Origin of the sequence: Microbacterium sp. A8/3-1, from assembly GCF_040267695.1 — a bacterium.
Taxonomy (GTDB): Bacteria; Actinomycetota; Actinomycetes; order Actinomycetales; family Microbacteriaceae; genus Microbacterium; species Microbacterium luteolum.
Window position 1 is genome coordinate 1,899,444 of record NZ_CP158357.1, and the last position, 17,865, is coordinate 1,917,308.

15 protein-coding genes are annotated in these 17,865 nt (G+C 69.9%); 4 read left to right on the forward strand and 11 right to left on the reverse strand.

From position 1 onward, the window contains the following. Positions 1-8: 8 nt before the first annotated feature. The 3 genes from ABS642_RS09390 to nadE all read right to left on the reverse strand — a co-directional run bounded on the left by ABS642_RS09390 (position 9) and on the right by nadE (position 5,151). Complete coding sequence (locus ABS642_RS09390; RefSeq protein WP_350353107.1) at positions 9-791, reverse strand: hypothetical protein; 783 nt, start codon at positions 789-791, stop codon at positions 9-11. Continuing rightward, complete coding sequence (locus ABS642_RS09395) at positions 788-4,258, reverse strand: TM0106 family RecB-like putative nuclease (protein WP_350353108.1); 3,471 nt, start codon at positions 4,256-4,258, stop codon at positions 788-790. The genes ABS642_RS09390 and ABS642_RS09395 overlap by 4 nt, the downstream gene beginning before the upstream one ends. A 74-nt stretch (positions 4,259-4,332) precedes the next feature. Further along, positions 4,333-5,151, reverse strand: a complete 819-nt coding sequence (gene nadE / locus ABS642_RS09400) for an ammonia-dependent NAD(+) synthetase (protein WP_282214393.1) — start codon at positions 5,149-5,151, stop codon at positions 4,333-4,335. Between the two features lie 107 nt (positions 5,152-5,258). Between nadE and ABS642_RS09405 the strand changes: the two genes are divergently transcribed. Then, positions 5,259-5,816 carry a nucleoside phosphorylase gene (locus tag ABS642_RS09405; RefSeq protein WP_350353109.1) on the forward strand — a complete coding sequence of 186 codons (558 nt, stop codon included), beginning with the start codon at positions 5,259-5,261 and terminating at the stop codon, positions 5,814-5,816. 33 nt (positions 5,817-5,849) lie between these two features. On the opposite strand, the gene ABS642_RS09410 is transcribed toward ABS642_RS09405, so the two are convergent. The 5 genes from ABS642_RS09410 to ABS642_RS09430 all read right to left on the reverse strand — a co-directional run bounded on the left by ABS642_RS09410 (position 5,850) and on the right by ABS642_RS09430 (position 12,728). Beyond that, entirely contained in the window at positions 5,850-8,846 is a 2,997-nt protein-coding gene (locus ABS642_RS09410) for an SMC family ATPase (protein WP_350353110.1), read from the reverse strand. Continuing rightward, complete coding sequence (locus tag ABS642_RS09415) at positions 8,847-10,016, reverse strand: exonuclease SbcCD subunit D (protein WP_350353111.1); 1,170 nt, start codon at positions 10,014-10,016, stop codon at positions 8,847-8,849. It abuts the gene before it with no gap. A 109-nt stretch (positions 10,017-10,125) separates the two neighbouring features. Beyond that, entirely contained in the window at positions 10,126-11,571 is a 1,446-nt protein-coding gene (locus tag ABS642_RS09420) for an MFS transporter (protein ID WP_350353112.1), read from the reverse strand. A 329-nt stretch (positions 11,572-11,900) separates the two neighbouring features. After that, positions 11,901-12,368, reverse strand: coding sequence for a DIP1984 family protein (locus tag ABS642_RS09425; RefSeq protein WP_350353113.1), 468 nt, complete (start codon positions 12,366-12,368; stop codon positions 11,901-11,903). Between the two features lie 51 nt (positions 12,369-12,419). Continuing rightward, complete coding sequence (locus ABS642_RS09430) at positions 12,420-12,728, reverse strand: GNAT family N-acetyltransferase (RefSeq protein WP_116634422.1); 309 nt, start codon at positions 12,726-12,728, stop codon at positions 12,420-12,422. A 328-nt stretch (positions 12,729-13,056) separates the two neighbouring features. Here ABS642_RS09430 and ABS642_RS09435 point away from each other — a divergent pair, with 328 nt between their 5' ends. The 3 genes from ABS642_RS09435 to ABS642_RS09445 all read left to right on the forward strand — a co-directional run bounded on the left by ABS642_RS09435 (position 13,057) and on the right by ABS642_RS09445 (position 15,046). Further along, positions 13,057-13,767 (forward strand): winged helix-turn-helix domain-containing protein, encoded by a 711-nt coding sequence (locus ABS642_RS09435; protein WP_282214399.1) that lies wholly within the window; start codon positions 13,057-13,059, stop codon positions 13,765-13,767. Positions 13,768-13,851: 84 nt separating this feature from the next. Beyond that, the gene (locus ABS642_RS09440; RefSeq protein ID WP_350353114.1) at positions 13,852-14,811 is read left to right on the forward strand and encodes a DNA-3-methyladenine glycosylase 2 family protein; all 960 of its coding nucleotides are present in this window, start codon (positions 13,852-13,854) and stop codon (positions 14,809-14,811) included. A 37-nt stretch (positions 14,812-14,848) separates the two neighbouring features. Further along, entirely contained in the window at positions 14,849-15,046 is a 198-nt protein-coding gene (locus ABS642_RS09445) for a hypothetical protein (protein ID WP_282214401.1), read from the forward strand. A gap of 13 nt (positions 15,047-15,059) precedes the next feature. Here the strand turns inward: ABS642_RS09445 and ABS642_RS09450 are convergent, their stop codons facing one another. From ABS642_RS09450 to ABS642_RS09460, 3 genes are read right to left on the reverse strand one after another with little or no spacing between them, the layout of a single operon-like run. Further along, positions 15,060-15,815 (reverse strand): ATP-binding cassette domain-containing protein, encoded by a 756-nt coding sequence (locus ABS642_RS09450; protein WP_350353115.1) that lies wholly within the window; start codon positions 15,813-15,815, stop codon positions 15,060-15,062. After that, positions 15,812-16,843, reverse strand: coding sequence for an iron chelate uptake ABC transporter family permease subunit (locus ABS642_RS09455; protein ID WP_350353116.1), 1,032 nt, complete (start codon positions 16,841-16,843; stop codon positions 15,812-15,814). The genes ABS642_RS09450 and ABS642_RS09455 overlap by 4 nt, the downstream gene beginning before the upstream one ends. Further along, positions 16,836-17,822 (reverse strand): iron chelate uptake ABC transporter family permease subunit, encoded by a 987-nt coding sequence (locus ABS642_RS09460; RefSeq protein ID WP_350353117.1) that lies wholly within the window; start codon positions 17,820-17,822, stop codon positions 16,836-16,838. The genes ABS642_RS09455 and ABS642_RS09460 overlap by 8 nt, the downstream gene beginning before the upstream one ends. Positions 17,823-17,865 lie beyond the last annotated feature (43 nt).

Consider the following 17,865-nt stretch of genomic DNA (forward strand, 5'->3'; position numbering starts at 1 on the left):
CGACGGATCTACGCGAGGTCCAGGCGATACGCCCGCTCATCGCCGTAGTGGTGGAATCCGACTCTGGTGAGGATCGGCGCCGAGGTGGCGACGCGGCCCTTCACCAGTGCCGTCGTCGCGCCGAGTCCGATGCTCGCGCGCAGCCTTTCGGCGAGCACGGCCCGGTATACCCCTCGGCCGCGGAATTCCGGGAGAGTGGCCGCGCCCCAGAGTCGTGTGAAGCCGTCGAGGATCGTGCACCCACCGGTGCTGACGGGCTGGCCGTCAAGGCGTCCGAGCACGCGCAGGCCCTCACCGGTCTCGCGCCGGGCGGTCACCTCGCCCAGCTCGACGCGGAGACCCTCATCGTCGAGCGGAGCCTGCTCCCACACCGGCACGTTGATCGCATCGACAGCGCGCACCTGATCGAGCGTGCGCACGACCTCGCCCGTCGCCTCCGGCGGCACGTCGACGGCGAGTTCGTCGATCGCGCCTGCGAGCACCGCGACCGTGTCGATGTGCTCGGCACCGCGTCGCCGCAGTTCCTCCTCGAGGTCGGGGCCGTCCGAAGGATTGGTCCAGAACGTCAGCCGCGCCTCGCCCCATTCCCTCGTTCGCTCGACGGCGTGATCCAGCACCGTCGCGGCGTCCGACGACGAGCGCACCTGCGAGCCGCGGACTCCTCCTCCGAACCGCGTCGGATAGCGCACGAGCAGCAGGTGATCGTCGGCCCGCTCGCTGTCTCGCGGGAACCACGCCCACGATGCCGCGGCGCGAAGGATGTCGTCGGTCCCGTGCAGGGCTGCGCTCATTCCGCTGCTCCGACCAGACGAGCGAAGGCGCTGAGGCGGGCGACCCCCTCGGGCGTGTACGGCAGGTCGTCGAGCAGCGCCGGGGAGTGGATCAGGTAGGCGACGGCCTGGGCCCGGGAGATCGCGACGTTGAGCCGGTTCTGCAGCAGGAGGAACTCCGGACCCCGAGGAGCATCCCGTCCGCTCGACGCCGCCAGAGAGGTGATCGACACGACCGCCTCCTTCCCCTGGAAGTTGTCGACCGTGCCGACCGGCACATCGGGGAACCCTGCCTCCGCCAGCGCATCGAGGACGAGCTGGCGCTGCGCGTTGTACGGCGTGACGACGATGATGTCGGACTGTTCGAGCGGCCTGGTCGTGGCATCCGCATCGTTGTCGGTGAACGGCCGTCCCACGAGGTCACGGACCAGACGCACCACTTCGGCAGCCTCTTCCGGCGACTGGGTCGCGTTGCCACGATGCCGGAGAGGAATCACGTGCAGCCCCGGCTCGATGCCGTCGACCGACCGGCGCTCCGTGCCGGGTGCCGATGCGAGCTTCCCGGCATAGGCGAGCTTCGACACGGGCGCGGCCACGAGCGGATGCATCCGCCACGAGCGCGCCAGGAAGTAGCCGTACTCCGGACGCACGACGGGATCGCCGTCCATCACCCAGCCGAGGGCCGACGTATCGACCGGCTCGGGGTGAGCGCCTTGACTGACCTGCGGGAGCTGCTGCGGGTCGCCGAGGAGGAGCAGCCTCTTGGCGCCCGCCGCGACAGCGATCGTCGACGCGAGCGAGAACTGCCCGGCCTCGTCGATCACCAGCAGGTCGAGACCGGCCCGATCGACGCGCTGGGTGTTGCTGAAGTCCCAGGCGGTTCCGCCGACGACGGCCCCCTCGTCGGCATGCTCGGCGAGGAACGACGCCATGCCGTTCTTCGGTATCGCGGTGTACGAGGTCTCGGCCTCGCTGTCCTTCGGCGCCTTGGCGACCTGCGCCGGCGCCACTCCGTCGGCGACCACGCGATCGAGCAGCGTCTCGATGATGGCGTGCGACTGCGCGACGACGCCGATCTTGAAACCGTGCTCGTTCACCAGCCGGGCGATCACCCGCGACCCGGTGTAGGTCTTGCCCGTTCCGGGAGGTCCTTGCACCGCCAGATAGCTGCGGTCGAGATCGAGGACACCGCGCACGATCGCGTCGATGACATCGTCGCCGGCCTCGGGAATCGGCGCACCCGATGCAGTGCGCGGCGGAAGGCGTCGCAGGATGTCGGTCGCGGCGTCGGCAGGGAAGCCCGGCGCTGCGGCGTGCACGGCGTCGGCCCACTCGTCGATCGCACCCTGCAGCGACACCACCCGCGGCGGCGCGGCAGGCGTGAGGGCGAGTGGCAGTTCGTCCCACGTCTGCCCCTGCACCGCGGACTCGGTCAGCAGATAGCCGTCGTCGAGCACTTCCGACACGGTCACCGTGTGGGGCACGTGCACCGCCCGCGACGGCACCTCGGTGTCGAACGGCGCCGGCACCTCGTACAGCGCGAAGGGCTGCGCACCCACGCCCAATGTCGTTCCCGGCGACACCTCGCCGCGGACCTCGATGTCACGGGACATCGCCCGTCGCCCCTCGCCGATGCTCCAATCCCGGCGAACCGTCGACGACGGTCGATCGACCCGCACCACGTCGCGGGTGCCGTCCCACATCGTCACGGGCTCGCGCAGACGCTGGAAGTGCGAGACCCAGAAGCTCTTCGCCTCGCGAGGGAAGTAGTCGATCGCCGCCGCCGCGATGCGGTGCACGAGCCCGTCGCCACCGGCATCGACAGCGCGTTCCGCGTCGGCGACCAGGGCGACGGACCGCGGAGAGGGCTCGTAGATCACCTCGTCGATCTCGTCCGGCGGCGCCGGTGTCACGCCCTCCTTCCGGGCGATGTCGATCAGCCAGTTGCGCAGCCGACGGGTGGAGACGCAGTCGTAGCGGTTGTAGTCGGCGAGGTCGGCCAGCACGGCATCCGCTTCGGCCTGCTCCCCCGCGGCGGCGAGCTCTCGCGCCGCGACGTACTGCACGATCGAGTCGTCGCCCTTCTGCACATCGCTCGTGCGCACGTCGTCGCCCATGTAGAGGGGCTCGAGCTTCTTGATCGAGTACGAGCGCGAGCCGACCCGGACAGTGCGCAGCACGAGCGGATACAGATCCACGAACACGCCCTCGCGCAGCAGCCGGTCGACCTCCCCTTCCCGCACTCCGTGCCGAGCCGCCATCGCCACGAGATGCGAGGTCTCGTACGGCGCGTAGTGGTAGATGTGCATTGCGGGATGCGCGGCCCGTCGTACCTTCACGAAGTCGAGGAACGCTCCGAGAGCCCGACGCTCGTCTTCGAAGGTGTGCGCCCAGAGGGCCGAGTACTGATCCGTGTTGTCGACCCAGCCGAAAAGGTAGTCGATCCCCCAGTGCGCTTCGCCGTCCGGCGCCGGCTCCGTGTAGAGCGGGTCGCCCTCGAAGTCGAAGAAGATGTCGCCGTGGCTGGGGAGCGGAAGGGTGTGGATCGCCGGGGCGTAGTGCACGTCGTAGGTCGGCAGGCCCTCGGCATCGGCGCGGATCTGCAGGCGCGCCTGCGCGCGGAGGGTCTCGAACGAATCGATGTTCATGCCGACGGGGGCCTCGGATGCCGTCGCGAGGGCATCGATCGTGTCGATGCCGGACGCGCGCAGACGTGCGCGCTGCACCGGACGCATGCGCGCGACCATGAGCAGGTCCCGGTGTGCGAGAACCTGCTCCTCACAGGTGGCGCACCGACCGCACGCGACGATCTGCAGGTCGTCGCGATCGTCGCCCCAGGCGAGCGGAGCACCGGTCGCACCATCGCCGACGCGGCGATCGGCGATCAGCGCCCGCAGCCGCGATCGGCGCACCTGGAAGAGCGGAAGGAGATCGTCGACACTGTGCGTGCTGAGGGTGCTGTCGCCGAGGATCAGGTCGACCTCATCGGACCGCGGGATGCCGAGCCGGTCGAGCTGATCGACATATGCCGCCAGCTGCATGAGGGCGGTGACCCGCGCCTTGCGCGCCAGCTTCGAGTCCTGCACGCGCCAGCGACCATCGTCGTCCTTGCGCAGGAAGTCGGCGAATCCGACGAATTCCTCGGTCGCGAACGCGGCCTGGAAGACGACGAGCGCGTCGGACTCGAGCGCCGCGACCGTCTCGTCGGTGGCTGCACGGAGAGCGTCGGCATCGACGGACGAGACCTTCTCGATCTGGTGGACCCTGTCGTCACCGAGCTCTTCGACGTACCGCGCGAGCACGTTCTGCTCGTGCACATCTCCGAGCAGGGCGGCGCGCTTCAGCGTGGCGTCTTCCGGCTCCTCGACGGCCGGCACGCGGCCGAGCTTCGCGTCGATCGCACGGCACCAGGCGAACTCGCATTCCGCGGCCGCCTTCAGATCGCTGGCGCTCCAGATGACGCGCTGTGCCGCAGTGTCGATCCGCACGATGCTCCCGTTCTGTCGGATGCTTCGACACTATCCGCGGCATCCGACACGGGACGAAAGGCGCGCACCTGCGCTCAGCGCCACCAGTCGTCGTCGGGCGTCACCGGGAGGTGGCGCTTGTGCTGCGTCGCGAGGTACTTCGCCTCGATGCGTCCGGCCGCTTCGGGGTCGACGGGGCGTCCCTCGAGGAAGTCGTCGATCTGCTCGTACGTGAGGCCGAGCTCGTCCTCGTCCGCACGGCCGGGCTGGCCGTCGAGGAGGTCGGCCGTCGGCACCTTGAACGCGAGCCGGTCGGGCGCGTCCAGGAACTGCAGCAGCGAACGGCCCTGCCGCTTCGTGAGGCCGGAGAGCGGCAGGATGTCGGCGGCGCCGTCGCCGAACTTCGTGTAGAAGCCCGTCACGGCTTCGGCCGCGTGGTCCGTCCCGATCACCAGCAGGCCGTCGTGTCCGGCGAGCGCGTACTGGGTGACCATGCGCACGCGCGCCTTGATGTTGCCGCGGTTGAAGTCGCTGATGTCGCTCGTCACCGCGAACTCGATGTCTTCTTCGACGCCGTCCACGCCGTTCTGGATGTTCACCTCGACGGATGAGTCCGGCGCGATGTACTCGAGTGCGGCCTCGGCATCCGCCGCGTCCTTCTGCACCCGGTACGGCAGACGCACGGCGAGGAATCTCGCCTCGCCGCCCTCGGCGCGCACGCGTTCGACGGCGAGCTGCGCCAGGCGACCCGCGAGAGTCGAGTCCTGCCCGCCGGAGATGCCGAGGACGAAGCCACGCGCTCCCGTCGTGCGGAGGTAGTCGACGAGGAATCCGACTCGACGCTCCACCTCGGCTTCGGGATCGATCTCGGGCCGGACACCGAGGGCTTCGGAGATCTGCTGCTGCAACGACACGGGGGCCTCCACTCTTCCTCGAATCAGTATCGCGCTTCTGTGTTACGCCCGGGTGACAGAACCGCACATGGACGCTCCTGCCAGGCGCGACCTGAAAGAATGAGGAAGTGAAACTCCTCGTCGCCGCCCTCGCGTCCGAACTGACCGCCTTCCCGGACACACTCGATGGGTTCGATCGCCTCGTGACAGGCCCGGGCAAGCTCCAGGCCACGTATGCGCTCACCCGGGCGCTCGACGCGCGCGACTACGACGAGATCGTCGTGGTCGGCACCGCCGGTGCGATCGATCCGGATCTCGAGGCGACGGTCCACGAGATCGGCACCGCGTTCCAGCATGACGTCACCGATCTCGACGGCGTCGCGGGCCAGCACGTCTCGCTTCCCGCTCGCGTGGCGACCGGCCGCGACGGCGTGCTGATCGCCACGGGCGATCACTTCGTGGACGACGCCGAGGTCACCGCCGTGATCCGGCCGACGGGTGCCGCACTGGTGGACATGGAGACGTACGCGTACATCTGGGTCGCCGAGCAGTTCGACGTGCCGATCCGCGTCTTCCGTGCCGTCTCCGATCAGGCCGAGGACGGGGCCCTCACCGACTGGCGCGAGGCCGTCGCGCGGTGCAGCGTGCAGCTGCGCGACTTCATCCGCGACGAATACGGGGTCTGACGGCGCCGACGCGCCGCCTCATCCCGGGCCGTCTCAGCGCGTCTCGATGATGCTCGGGCCGTGGGGGGTGGCGCGCACCGTGAGCTGCGCGGGAATCTGCTCCTGCATGGCTTCCACGTGACTGATCACCCCGACGGTGCGGCCGCCCTGCCGCAGTTCGTCGAGAGTGCGCATGGCCACGTCGAGCGTGTCGCCGTCGAGCGATCCGAAGCCCTCGTCGATGAAGAGCGTGTCCAGTTGGATGCCGCCGGCCCGCGCCGTGACCACCTCGGCGAGGCCGAGAGCGAGCGCGAGCGAGGTGAGGAACGTCTCACCGCCGGAGAGCGACTGGGGCGGACGTGTCTGCCCGGTGAAGGCATCGGACACCACGATCCCCAGACCGGATGCCGCGCCGCGCGCGGCGAGGGCGTCGGAGTGCTGCAGCTGGTAGCGCCCCGTGGACATGTCGTACAGCCGGCGGTTCGCGGCCTCGACGATCTCCTCGAGCTCTGCGGCGAGGACGAAGGTCTCGAGCGCCATCTTGCGGGTGTTGGCACCGCGCCCGGCGATCGTGTCGGCGAGCCCCTGGAGGATCTCGAACTCGGCGGCGTCGTCGGCCGTCTCGGCATGCTCCGCGGCGGCGGAGTCGATCAGCCCGTCGAGCCGCTCGGCGGTTCCGCTCGCGCGACTCGCCTCGTCGACCGCGTGCATCCAGGTCGCGCGCGCTGTCGCTGCGGCCTCTTCGGCGGGCGAGAGGTCGATCGGCTCCTCGGGGAGGGTCCGCAGCTCGAGGTCGAACAGGATGGCGCGTTCCTTCTCGCGTTGCACCGCGTGCTGGGAGATCCGCGCGTCGAGTGCCTCCTGCGCCTCGGTCGACCGCAGGGCTCCGACGGCTGCGGCCACATCGTCGAACGCCGAATCAGCCAATGCGGCGTCTCTCTCAGCCTCGGCCTCGCTCAGGGACTGCGCGCGCCGCGCGCGTTCGGCCGTGGCCTCGGCGAGAGCCCGTGCCGCCGTCACCTTGGCCGTCGTGTCGGCGAGGCGCTCGGCGACAGTGGGGAAAGCCCCACGGGCATCGGCGATCAGCGTGCGCGCGTCCGCCACTCGCTGGGTCAGCAGCACGAGCTGCTCTCGCGAGGCCGCGAGGGCCGCATCATCGTCGGCACGTCGGCGCTCGAGCAGCGCCGCCCGGTCGGAGAGGGCCAGCAGTTGCGCATCGAGGGTCTTGACGCGATCGGCCGCGACGACACCCTCCGCGTGCGCGTCGACGGCCTCGAGATGCTCGCGCTCGGCCTGCTCGACCGTACGTCCGTCTGCCTTGGTCTCGGCCGCCGCGAGCGCGGCCCGGAGGGACGAGGACGTCGCTGCCGCCTCGCGCTCGATCTCGGACGCGGCGTCACGCGCGCTCTCGGCGGTGGCGATGTCGTCGGCTGAGACGGGATCCACATGCGCCGCCGGCGCCGGATGCTCGTGCGCGCCGCACACGGGGCACGCCTCGCCGTCGGTCAGGCCCGAGGCGAGCTCGCCGGCCATTCCGTCGAAGCGGCGCTGCCTCAACTGCGCCAGCGTCGTCTGCGCAGCGGCGTGTGCGGTGGTCGCCGCGGCGAGCTCCTGCTCGGCGCGCGTGTGGTCCGTGCGCAGACGGACAGCGTCGCGGGCCGCCCGCAGGCGGGCTTCCGAGGCCTCCTGAGCCAGGGCCAGATCGCCCCTCCGGTCGGCGGTGCGCCTCGCGTCGTCGCGCTCGACGGTCAGGGCGGAGATCTGCACCGGCAGGTCGTCGCGCTCTGCGGCTCCTGCCGAAGCGCGACTCGCTGCAGTCTGCACAGCGGCCTCGGCGGTCTGGAGCTCTTCCTCGAGCGCCGCCTCGCGCTGCTCGAGCTCGTGCGCGCGTTCCCACGCTCCGCTCTCCTTGAGGCGCTCGGCGGCCCACGCGGCCAGGTCGTCATCGACTTCCACCCCGAAGCGCTGCCATGCCTCACGGGCGTCGGCTTCTCCTCCGCTCGCGCTGTCGAGCGCCTTCCGCGCTCGGTCCGCGGAGGCGATGGTCGAACGGAGCCCCTCGGCCGATCGGGCCTCGTTCAGCTCGGAGCGGACCGCCGCGATCGACGGCTCCTCGGCATCGAGGCGGTCGAGAGCGGTTCGCGCACGATCCCGCTCGCGCTGCGCGCGCTGCTCCTCGCGCGTGGTGGCCAGCACGGCATCTGCGGCGGCCGAACGCTTCTCCGCTTCGACGCGTTCCGATGCGCGACGCTCGGCCTGGTAGTCGGCACGAGCCTTCGCGCGCCGCAGGTCGTCGAGCCGGTCCGGCGTCGTCGTCACGGCTGAACGCGCGGACTCGCCGGCACCCGCCTCGTCGTCGCTCCCGTCCCCCCAGAGGCCGGCGGTGGAGACGAGACGCTCCGCCTCGTCGACCCGCGCGGCGACGGTCGCGAGGCGAGCACCGAGGGCTTGCTCTGCGACCCTGCGCCGGTCGTCGAAACGCGACTGGACGTCTTCGAACCGCTGCGTGCCGAAAAGTCGCCGGAGCAGCGCCTGACGATCTTTGCTCCCCGCGAGCAGGAACTCGGAGAACCTGTTCTGCGCGAGCAGGATGACCTGCAGGAACTGCTCGCGACTCAGTTGCAGGATCTCGTCGAGCTCGGTGGCCACGTCGACCGCCCGCGCCGCGCGGCCGACCCACCCGGCATCCGTCCGCTCCTCCAGCGAGACGGCCGCTGCCTGCTTGGTCATGCCGCCGCCGCGCTTGGCCGGGCGCGGGTACTCGGGCGAGCGCGTCACGCGGAAGCGACCGGCAGAGGCGCTGAACTCCACCACCACTTCCGAGATGTCATCGGGTTCGCAGTAGTCGCTGCGCAGCCGCTTCTCTCCACCGTCGTAGCGCGGCACCCCGCCGTAGAGCCCGAAGCAGACGGCATCCAGGATGCTGGACTTGCCCGCACCGGTTCGCCCGGCGATCAGGAAGATGCCGTCGTCGGCGAACGCGTCGAAGTCGACGGTCTGGCGGGACCGGAACGGGCCGAATCCCTCGACCTCGAGGCGATGGAGGCGCATCTAGACGAGCGCCTCCGCGCGCACACGATCGTCGAGCACAGCGCGGATCAGCCGGCTCTCGGTCTCGGTCGGCCCCTGCCCCGCGCGCACATGCTCGAGGAAGGCGTCGATGCGCTCCGCGTCGGTGACGGCGGCGCGCAGCCGCTGCGAGTAGCTCCGCTCGCGCTCTTCGGCGACGACCTCGGGCTGGTGCTGCACCATCGCGCAGAACGGGAAGCTCTCGCGCAGCCGACGCATGGGCTCGGCCTGCGGGGCGGCGTCGGTGTAGATCGCGCAGACCCAGTCGTCGATGTGTGCGGCGACGTTCGCCTCGGACAGGATCTCCTCGAGCGGACCCGTGAGCGTGACCAGGCGCCGCGGCACCGGCAGTTCGAGCCACTCGACACCGGCGAGCCCGTCGGCATCGAGGTCGACCAGCCAGGAGCCACGAGGCTTGTGCTGCTCGCCGAAGCTGTAGTGCAGCGGAGCCCCCGCGTAGCGCACGCGCTCGCTGATCTGCTGGCGTCCGTGGATATGGCCGAGCGCCACGTAGTCGGGACCGTCGAAGACGCTCAGCGGCACGACGTCGAGTCCGCCCTGCCGCACCTCGCGCTCCAGCCCGATCGTCGCATCGACGCCCGCGGCGAAGCAGTGCGCGATGGCGACCGACCGACCGGAGTGCTGCGCCATGCCGACGCGCACGAGATGCATCGCATGCGCCATGGTCTGCGCCTGGGTGCGCAGCTGACGCCCTTCGGCGTCGCCCTCCGGCCAGTGCTGACGAACGATCGCCGGCTCGAGGTACGGGATGCCGAAGAAATGCACGGGCCCGTCGGCGTCGGCGATGGTGATCGGCTCGCCGACGGCGAGCGGGTCGGTCAGAACGTGGATCCCGTCGCGCAGCAGCCGGGCCTGGAAACCGAGCCGGGCCGCCGAGTCGTGGTTGCCGCTGGTCATGATGACGCGGGCGCCCGTCTCGTGCAGCGCGACCAGCGCGTCGCCGAGCAGGGTGTAGGCGGGGCCTGACGGCGTGGCCGAGTCGAACACGTCTCCGGCGACGACCACGACGTCGACCGCGTTCTCCTGCACCTGCGCGGTGAGCGCCGCGAGCACCTCGGCAAGCGCGTCCATGGTCGAGTGACCGTGGAACGTGCGACCGATGTGCCAGTCGGAGGTGTGCAGGATTCGCATACTCACACGCTACGAACCCCCACGGACATTCGGTCCGAGGCGTGCCGCAGCATCCGCTCCTGGCAGGTGAATCACAGGGAGCCCACCCGGCGCGGATGCCGCGGCGCGCTCAGTGCGCGGCGACCGCGAGCTCACCGTGGGCGGGCATCAGCTCGTCTTTCGAGCCCCGCACCATACAGACGGCGATCACCGAAGCGCCGACCAGGAAGATCGCCGCCACGATGAAGGTCCAGCCGTACGCGTCGGTCAGCTGCTGCGCCGTCACATCCCGCTGCGCGTGGCCTCCGACGGAAGCCGCGTAGACCGCCGTGAACACCGACAGGCCGATCGATCCGCCGATCTGCATCGCGGAGTTGGCCACTGCGGAGGCGACCCCGGCATCCTCGGAGGCGATGCCGGTGAGCGCCAGGTTCTGGAGCGGGACGAAGACGAGGGCCATCCCCACGCCGAGGATCACGAGTGCGGGCGCGACCTGCAGGAAGTAGGCGCCATCGGGCGTGATGCCCGACAGGTAGAGCATCCCTGCGGCGGCGAGGAGCGGCCCGACGATGAGCATCGGTCGCGGTCCGATGACCGGCAGCAGCCGGGTAGCGAGCGGTGCGACCACCATCGTCGCGATGGGGAGCGGGAGTGTCGCCAGTCCTGCGGTGAAGGCGCCCATCCCGAGCACGAACTGCAAGTGGAACGTCAGGTACATCGTGGCGCCGATCATGATCGCCCCCGCGACGCCCTGGATGAGGAACGCCCCGCCGCGCACGCGGTCCGCGACGATCCGCGGCGGCAGCAGCGGGTGCGCGACGCGACTCTCGATCCAGACGAACGCTCCGAGCAGCGCCGCGCCGAGCGCCAGGAAGGCGATCGTGAGAGGTTGCCCCCAGCCGTTCTCCGCGAGGCTGAAGCCGTACACCAGGGCTCCGAGACCGAGGGTCACCGTGATCGTGCCCCAGACGTCGTAGTGCGTGTCGCCGTCCGCCCTGCTCTCGGTGAGGAACAGCGCTCCCCCGACGAGTCCGACGGCGACGAAGAACAGGTTCACGAACAGGCACCACCGCCAGTCGGCGAACTCGGTGAGCACACCGCCGAGGAGGAGCCCGACCGCGGCGCCGGTTCCGGCGACGATGCCGAACACCGCGAACGCCGTGTTGCGGTCGCGCCCCGATGGGAACGTCACGGTCAGCAGTGCGAGAGCCGCCGGGGCGAGCAGCGCGGCGAACGCACCCTGCAGTCCGCGGGCGAGGATGAGCTCCCAGCCCTGCTGCGCGAATCCGCCGTACAGCGACGCCGCCCCGAACCCGACCATCCCGATCATGAAGACGCGCTTGCGCCCGACGTAGTCCGACAGCCGCCCTCCCAGCAGCAGGAGAGCGCCGAACGCGAGCGCGTACGCCGTCACCACCCATTGCCGCTGCCCGTCGGAGAGATCGAGGGACTGCTGAGCGCGCGGCAGGGCGATGCTGACGATGGTCCCGTCGAGGACGACGACCAGCTGGGTGAGAGCGATCACGGCGAGGGCCCACCAACGAGTACGGGGGTGGGCGCGCAGGGAAGAAGACATGGAAAAACCTCCGGTGTCTGTTGAGGATGCCGGAGGTTTCGAGCCTCGGATCAGCACGCCTCCCGGCGCCTGACCACCTCAGCCAACGGGGCTGAGCAGAACTCCATTCTATCGCATGGTCTTCGGAGGAGAAGAGCGGAAGGTCCCCTGACCCACCCTCGTCACGACGATCGGCACGCGGTGGTGCATGGTGCGCTGTGCGCTTTCACCTGTGCGGCGTGCGGGGCTGCGCGATGCGATCCGGGCTGCCCTCCGCCCTCCAGGTGTGCCGGAACTTGCCCCTCCCGGCGGGGGTTGTGCCCGCTTCGTCGTGACTACCGACTTCCGCCCTACTCCTCCAGCTCGTTCGTCCAGTTCGCCTGCTGGATCCGGTTGTCGAGTTCGCGCAGCTCCTGCGCGACCGCGTCGGCCCTGGCGCGCAGCTCCGCGACCGGGAGCGCGGAGACCTTCCGGAGCTCCGATCTCATCTGGCGCTGGAAGTGATCGTTCGCTCCGGATGCCGCGGCCGCGGCATCCGTCAGCAGAGAGTGCTGCAGGCGCAGCACGTCGCGCGCGGCGAGGGCGTCGGTCATGGTGCCGTCGCGGCCGAGATCGAGGCGCGAATTCGTGGCGTTGATGCGGCGGATCAGATCACGCAGCTGGGTGAGCGCGGCATCCGCTTCGACGATCAGGGCCCCCGCGTCCTCCGCCGGCTCCTCGCCCTCCTGGTAGCGCGCGTTCGAGGTGATGCGGGCGCGCAGCTGCTCGATGCGGCGCTGCAGATCGGCTCGTGCGGTGAGGGCCTCGGCGAGTTTCATGGCTTCATCCTCGCAGGGCCGCCGCGTAACAGAACGAAATACTCGGGCGCGTCAGCGCGAGCGCAGGAGGTGTGCGTGCTCCGGGTTCGCCGAGAACCAGTCGGCGACGTACCAGCAGACGGCGTCGACCTTGCGATCGCCGCGCGACTCGATGTCGGCCACGGCGCCCTCCACGACCTTCCCCGCATAGCCGTGGCCGCGGAAAGTCGGGATGGTGAACGCCCTGGTCAGCGCGATCGTGCGGCCGTCGTCACGGTAGTCGAGCACGCTCACCAGCCGTCCGTCACGCATGAGGGTGTAACGCGATTCATCCTTCTCGTCGGTGAGGATGAAGCCGCCGACAGTGGTCGAGATCGTCATTCGAGCAACGTTACGCCCGCTTCTGCGCACGGAGCCCGTTTTGACACGAGGCGACACGATCAGACATAATCCCCCCATGACCACCAACGCACGCCCTTTGTCCGCCCAGGAGGCGAACGGGACTGCCGGGATGATGATGCCCGGTCGCGTTGGCATGTGTTGCCGAATGTGTCGCTGAACGAACAGCCACCCCGCCTGACCTGATCATTCGCCATCTGCGATGTCAGCGTCACCGAGCATCCACCCTTGCTCGCTTCCCGGCTCCGCCGGTCATTCATGCAACGCATCAGAGCCGCTCTCCGGCTCACGTCCTGAGGACTTCATCATCATGTCGAACACCGCACTTCTCGAGCGTCCCGCTTCCTCCGCCCAGGCCCGCACCGTTTCGTCCGAGGCCGCAGCGCCCCTGAACGGCGCCGCCGCAGACCTCCCCGCCGTCCGCTCCCCCCGCGGCTTCGCCCTCTACGTCGGACTCGACGAGATCAAGGCCGCCGAAGCCGGCGTGAGCCTCCCGCTCCTGGTCGACGCCCTGCGTCGCACGCTCGCCGAACTCGCACCGGGCGCCGAGACCCACGCCACCGTCGCCCTCGCCCCGCACGGCTCCGGAGGCCGCGACCTCGACGTCGTCCGCCTCGCACTGCAGGAGCCCGGCGCGATCGCCCGCACCAAGGCCGCCGCAGAAGAGGACATCGCCGAGGAGGAGACGGGCGTGACCGTCGACATCTCCCGCAAGCGCGTCCTGATCGACGGCGAGTCCGCCGCGTTCACGTACAAGGAGTTCGAGCTGCTGCAGTACCTCGTCCTCCGCGAGGGTCGCACCATCGAGCGTTCCGAGCTCGTCTCGGCTCTCTGGCAGGCGCAGGACGACGAGACCCCCGGCGAGCGCACGATCGACGTGCACGTGCGTCGCCTGCGCGCCAAGCTCGGCCGCTACGAGGACATCGTCCGCACCGTGCGCGGCATCGGCTACCGGTTCGACCGTCACGCCGACGTGGTCATCCGCTACGGCCACGGCACGCCCTCGCCCGACCGCTTCTGACCCGAGTCGCTCCTGCGCCGGATCGCGCGGCCGCCGGATCGCGCGGCGCGGACCGGTGTCAGCACCGCCGCGTAGGGTGGGCGCATGACCCTGACAGCGGATGCCGGAGCGGCCGGAGCCGCGCGGGAGGATGCTGCGCAGGAGACGGTCTACCGCCCTTCGCACGACCTCGATCTCGCACACACGGTCGGCGTGCTGCGCCGCGGGGGAACGGACCCGACGACCGTGATCGACGGCCCCGTGTTCTGGCGGGCCGTGCGCACGCCGCTCGGCGCCGCCACACTCGCGCTGCGGGCGAGCGGCGGCGAGGTCAGGGCCACCGCGTGGGGCGCCGGCGCCGCGGAGGCCCTCGACCGGGTGCCCGACCTGTGCGGCGCGCGCGACGACGCCACGGGCTTCGACGCGTCGCGGCATCCGCTCATCGCCGAGGTCGCCCGTCGCAACCCGGGTCTGCGTCTCACGCGCACGGACGAGATCTTCGATGCACTCGCCGGCGCGATCCTCGAGCAGAAGGTCACGGCCGTGCAGGCCTTCGGAGCTTGGCGCTTCCTGGTGTCGCGCTTCGGGGAGCGTGCGCCCGGCCCCACCCCGCGGCCGATGTTCGCGCCGCCCGCGGCATCCGTCTGGCGCACCATCCCGTCGTGGTCGTGGCACCGGGCAGGTGTCGAGCCGCCGCAGTCGAAGACGATCGTGCGGTCCGCCGAGCGCGGCGACCGGATCGAGCGAGCCGTCCGCGCAGCTGACGACGGCGCCGCAGCCGAGCGGATCCTCACGAGCCTTCCGGGGGTCGGCGCCTGGACCTCGGCCGAGACCCGCATCCGGGCGCTCGGCGACCCCGACGCCGTGAGCGTCGGCGACTTCCATCTGGCGCACGAGGTGGGCTACGTCCTCGCGGGCGCGCGCACCGACGACGACGGGATGCTGGAGCTCCTCGCTCCCTGGGCGGGCCACCGCCAGCGCGTCATCCGCCTGATCTACGCCAGCGGGGTGAAGGAGCCGCGCCGCGGGCCGCGCCTCGCGCCGGAGAACCATCGCGACCGCTGAACCCCGCCGTCCGTGGGCCAGGATCTAGGCTGAGGTCATGTCCCGCACCGTGCTCCGCGTCTCCGTCACCGCCGGCCTGCTGGTCCTGGGCGTCGTCATCGGGCTGATCTTCCAGAACGTCTGGCTCGGTCTGCTGCTCGCCGCGATCGTGTGGCTCGGCTGGTTCCTCGGCTACGAGTCGCGACGCGGGAACAACGCCGGCGTCAACGACGAGGACCACGGGATCGAGCTCTGATCGCCCGCGTCCGTCAGTAGTACACGGCGAGCGGTCCCGAGGGGCCGTCGATCACGTGCACCGGTGTCTCGAAGACGCGGGTGAGCACGGCATCCGTCATGATCTCCTCCGGTGAACCGAACTCGACCACCGCGCCGTCCTTCATGGCGCAGATGTGATCGGCGTAGTGCCCGGCGAAGTTCACGTCGTGGAGCACGATGACGATGGTGCGCCCGAGCTCTTCGGCAGCGCGGCGCAGGTGCTTCATCATCTGCACGGCGTGCTTCATGTCGAGATTGTTCAGCGGTTCGTCCAGCAGCACGAACTCGGTGTCCTGCGCGAGCACCATCGCGACGTACGCGCGCTGGCGCTGCCCGCCGGAGAGCTCGTCGAGGTAGCGGCCCTCCAGGGCACCCAGGTCGAGGAAGTCGATCGCGCGGCTGATGATCTCCTCGTCCGCCCGGTTCAGCCGGCCCTTCGAGTGCGGGAAGCGCCCGAAGCCGACGAGTTGACGCACCGTGAGCCGGGTGACGAAGTGGTTCTCCTGGCGCAGGATCGAGACCACCTTCGCCAGGTCCTTCGAGGTGGTCGAGGCGACGTCGAGACCCGCGATCTCGATCGCACCGGCATCCATCCCGTTCAGCCGCCCGATCATCGTGAGCAGGGTCGACTTGCCGGCGCCATTCGGCCCGATGAGGGCAGTGATCCCTCCCGCGGGGATCTCGAGGTCGACGGGGCCGATGGCGACCTCGCTGCTGTAGTCCCGCCGGACGCCGTCGAGTGCGATCACAGCCTGCCCTTTCTGAGGATGACGATGAGGAAGACGGTGCCGCCGACGAGCTCGATGAGGATCGACACCATCCCCTGCGCGGAGAAGACGTTCTTCATCACGAAGTACGCGCCGGCGAGGATCGTGAACGCCGTGAGCACGGCCACCGGGAAGATGAGCCGATGGTCGTACGTGTCGGCGAACTGGTAGGCGAGTGTGGCGACGAGGAAACCCAGGAACGTCATCGGACCCACGAGTGCGGTCGACGTCGCCATCAGCACGGCGACGAGGAACAGCACGAGGAAGAGTTCGCGTCGGTGATCCAGACCCAACGAGCGCGCGGCATCCGGTCCGAGCGCCATCAGGTTGAGCCTCCGCGAGCGGAACCAGAGCACGACGGATGCCGCGATCACGAGCGGGATCGCCAGCGGGAGGTACGAGGGGTCGGCGTTCGACACGTTGCCGAACAGGCGGGCCGCGAGCACATCGAACTCGCTCGGTGTGAGGAGGCGCTGCATGAACGTCGACACGGCCCCGAGCCCGCCGCCGATCACGATGCCGATCAGCAGCATGATCTGCAGGTTGCCGTAGCGCCCGGAGAGGAGCCACCCGTACAGTGCCACGGCCAGTCCGACCATGACGGCGACCTGGATCGCGAACTGCCCGACGCCCTGGATAGCGACGAGTCCCGCCACCCCGAACAGGTACACCGTCGAGGTCTGCACCACACGGTACAGCGACTCGAATCCCATGATCGACGGGGTGATGATGCGGTTGTTGGTGACGGTCTGGAAGCTGACCGTCGCGACCGCCTGTGCGATCGCGACGAGCACCATCACGGTGACGTCGGTCGCGCGGTGCTGCGCGATGCGCCAGAACCCGGGCGATCCCGCCGGCATCGGATTGCCCCAGGCGAGCAGCCCGAATCCGGACCCGACCGCCAGCACGATCAGGATGCCCAGCACGAGCAGATAGCGCCGTCGCGCGCGTGCCGTCGTGAAGGCGCCGGCCGTCCGCGGGAGCACGGCGAGCGTCGCGCCCTCAGCCACGTCGACGCTGCCTCAGCAGCAGGAGGACGAAGACGATCGCGCCCACGACCCCGAGGATCAGGGACACCGGGACCTCGAACGGCATGATGATGGTGCGGCCGATGATGTCGCAGACCGTGACGATCGCGATGCCGAGCAGGCACACCCACGACAGATTGCTGCGCAGATCATCGCCCCGCACCATCGAGACCACATTCGGCACGATGAGCCCGAGGAAGGGCAGATTGCCGACGACCACCGTGACGACTCCGGTGGTGATGGCGATGAGCACGGTCCCGAGCAGGATGATCCGGTTGTAGTCCACGCCGACGTTCGTGGCGATCTCCTCGCCGAGTCCCGCGATCGTGAGGCGATCCGCCACGATGAACACGATCACGCCCACGATCGCGACGATCCACAGCATCTCGTACTGTCCGCGCATCACCGACGTGAAGCTGCCCGCGAACCAGACCCCGATGATCTGGAGGGAGTTCGTGGCGAGGGCCAGGTAGGTCGAGACGGCGCCGACCACGGCCCCGAGCATGATCCCCACGATCGGCACGATGAGCGAGGACTTCAGGGCGACGCGGCGGAGGAAGGCGAAGAACACGAGGGTGCCGACGAAGGCAGCCGCGACGGCGCCGACCATCCGGAGCGTCAGCGACGGGTGCGGGACGAGGATCATCACGGCGAGCAGACCGAGACCCGCCCACTCCGTGGTGCCGGTCGTGGTCGGCTCGACGAAGCGGTTCTGGGTGAGCAGCTGCATCACGAGCCCGGCCATGGCCATGGCGGCGCCGGCTAGCACGAGCGCGATCGTGCGCGGAACGCGGGTGATCTGGAACATCTCGCCGCCGTCGCCGGCGCCCGCGATGTCGTAGACGCCCGTGAAGAGCGAGACGACGAGAAGCGCGGCGACGACGAGCACACCGATGAGCAGCTTCACGTCGAAGAGCCGCCCGGAGGTGCGGGGCGGCGAGGCGAGGTCAGCGGAGGTCATGAGGGAGTCCCGAAGCGTTGAGCGGGCGAAGCGGACGTGTCGT

Bases quoted from the DNA above. Each gene is read 5' to 3' on its own strand.
- ABS642_RS09390 (WP_350353107.1), bottom strand. From the start codon at position 791: ATGAGCGCAGCCCTGCACGGGACCGACGACATCCTTCGCGCCGCGGCA.
- ABS642_RS09410 (WP_350353110.1), bottom strand. From the start codon at position 8,846: ATGCGCCTCCATCGCCTCGAGGTCGAGGGATTCGGCCCGTTCCGGTCC.
- ABS642_RS09415 (WP_350353111.1), bottom strand. From the start codon at position 10,016: ATGCGAATCCTGCACACCTCCGACTGGCACATCGGTCGCACGTTCCAC.
- ABS642_RS09420 (WP_350353112.1), bottom strand. From the start codon at position 11,571: ATGTCTTCTTCCCTGCGCGCCCACCCCCGTACTCGTTGGTGGGCCCTC.
- ABS642_RS09425 (WP_350353113.1), bottom strand. From the start codon at position 12,368: ATGAAACTCGCCGAGGCCCTCACCGCACGAGCCGATCTGCAGCGCCGC.
- ABS642_RS09430 (WP_116634422.1), bottom strand. From the start codon at position 12,728: ATGACGATCTCGACCACTGTCGGCGGCTTCATCCTCACCGACGAGAAG.
- ABS642_RS09435 (WP_282214399.1), top strand. From the start codon at position 13,057: ATGTCGAACACCGCACTTCTCGAGCGTCCCGCTTCCTCCGCCCAGGCC.
- ABS642_RS09440 (WP_350353114.1), top strand. From the start codon at position 13,852: ATGACCCTGACAGCGGATGCCGGAGCGGCCGGAGCCGCGCGGGAGGAT.
- ABS642_RS09445 (WP_282214401.1), top strand. From the start codon at position 14,849: ATGTCCCGCACCGTGCTCCGCGTCTCCGTCACCGCCGGCCTGCTGGTC.
- ABS642_RS09460 (WP_350353117.1), bottom strand. From the start codon at position 17,822: ATGACCTCCGCTGACCTCGCCTCGCCGCCCCGCACCTCCGGGCGGCTC.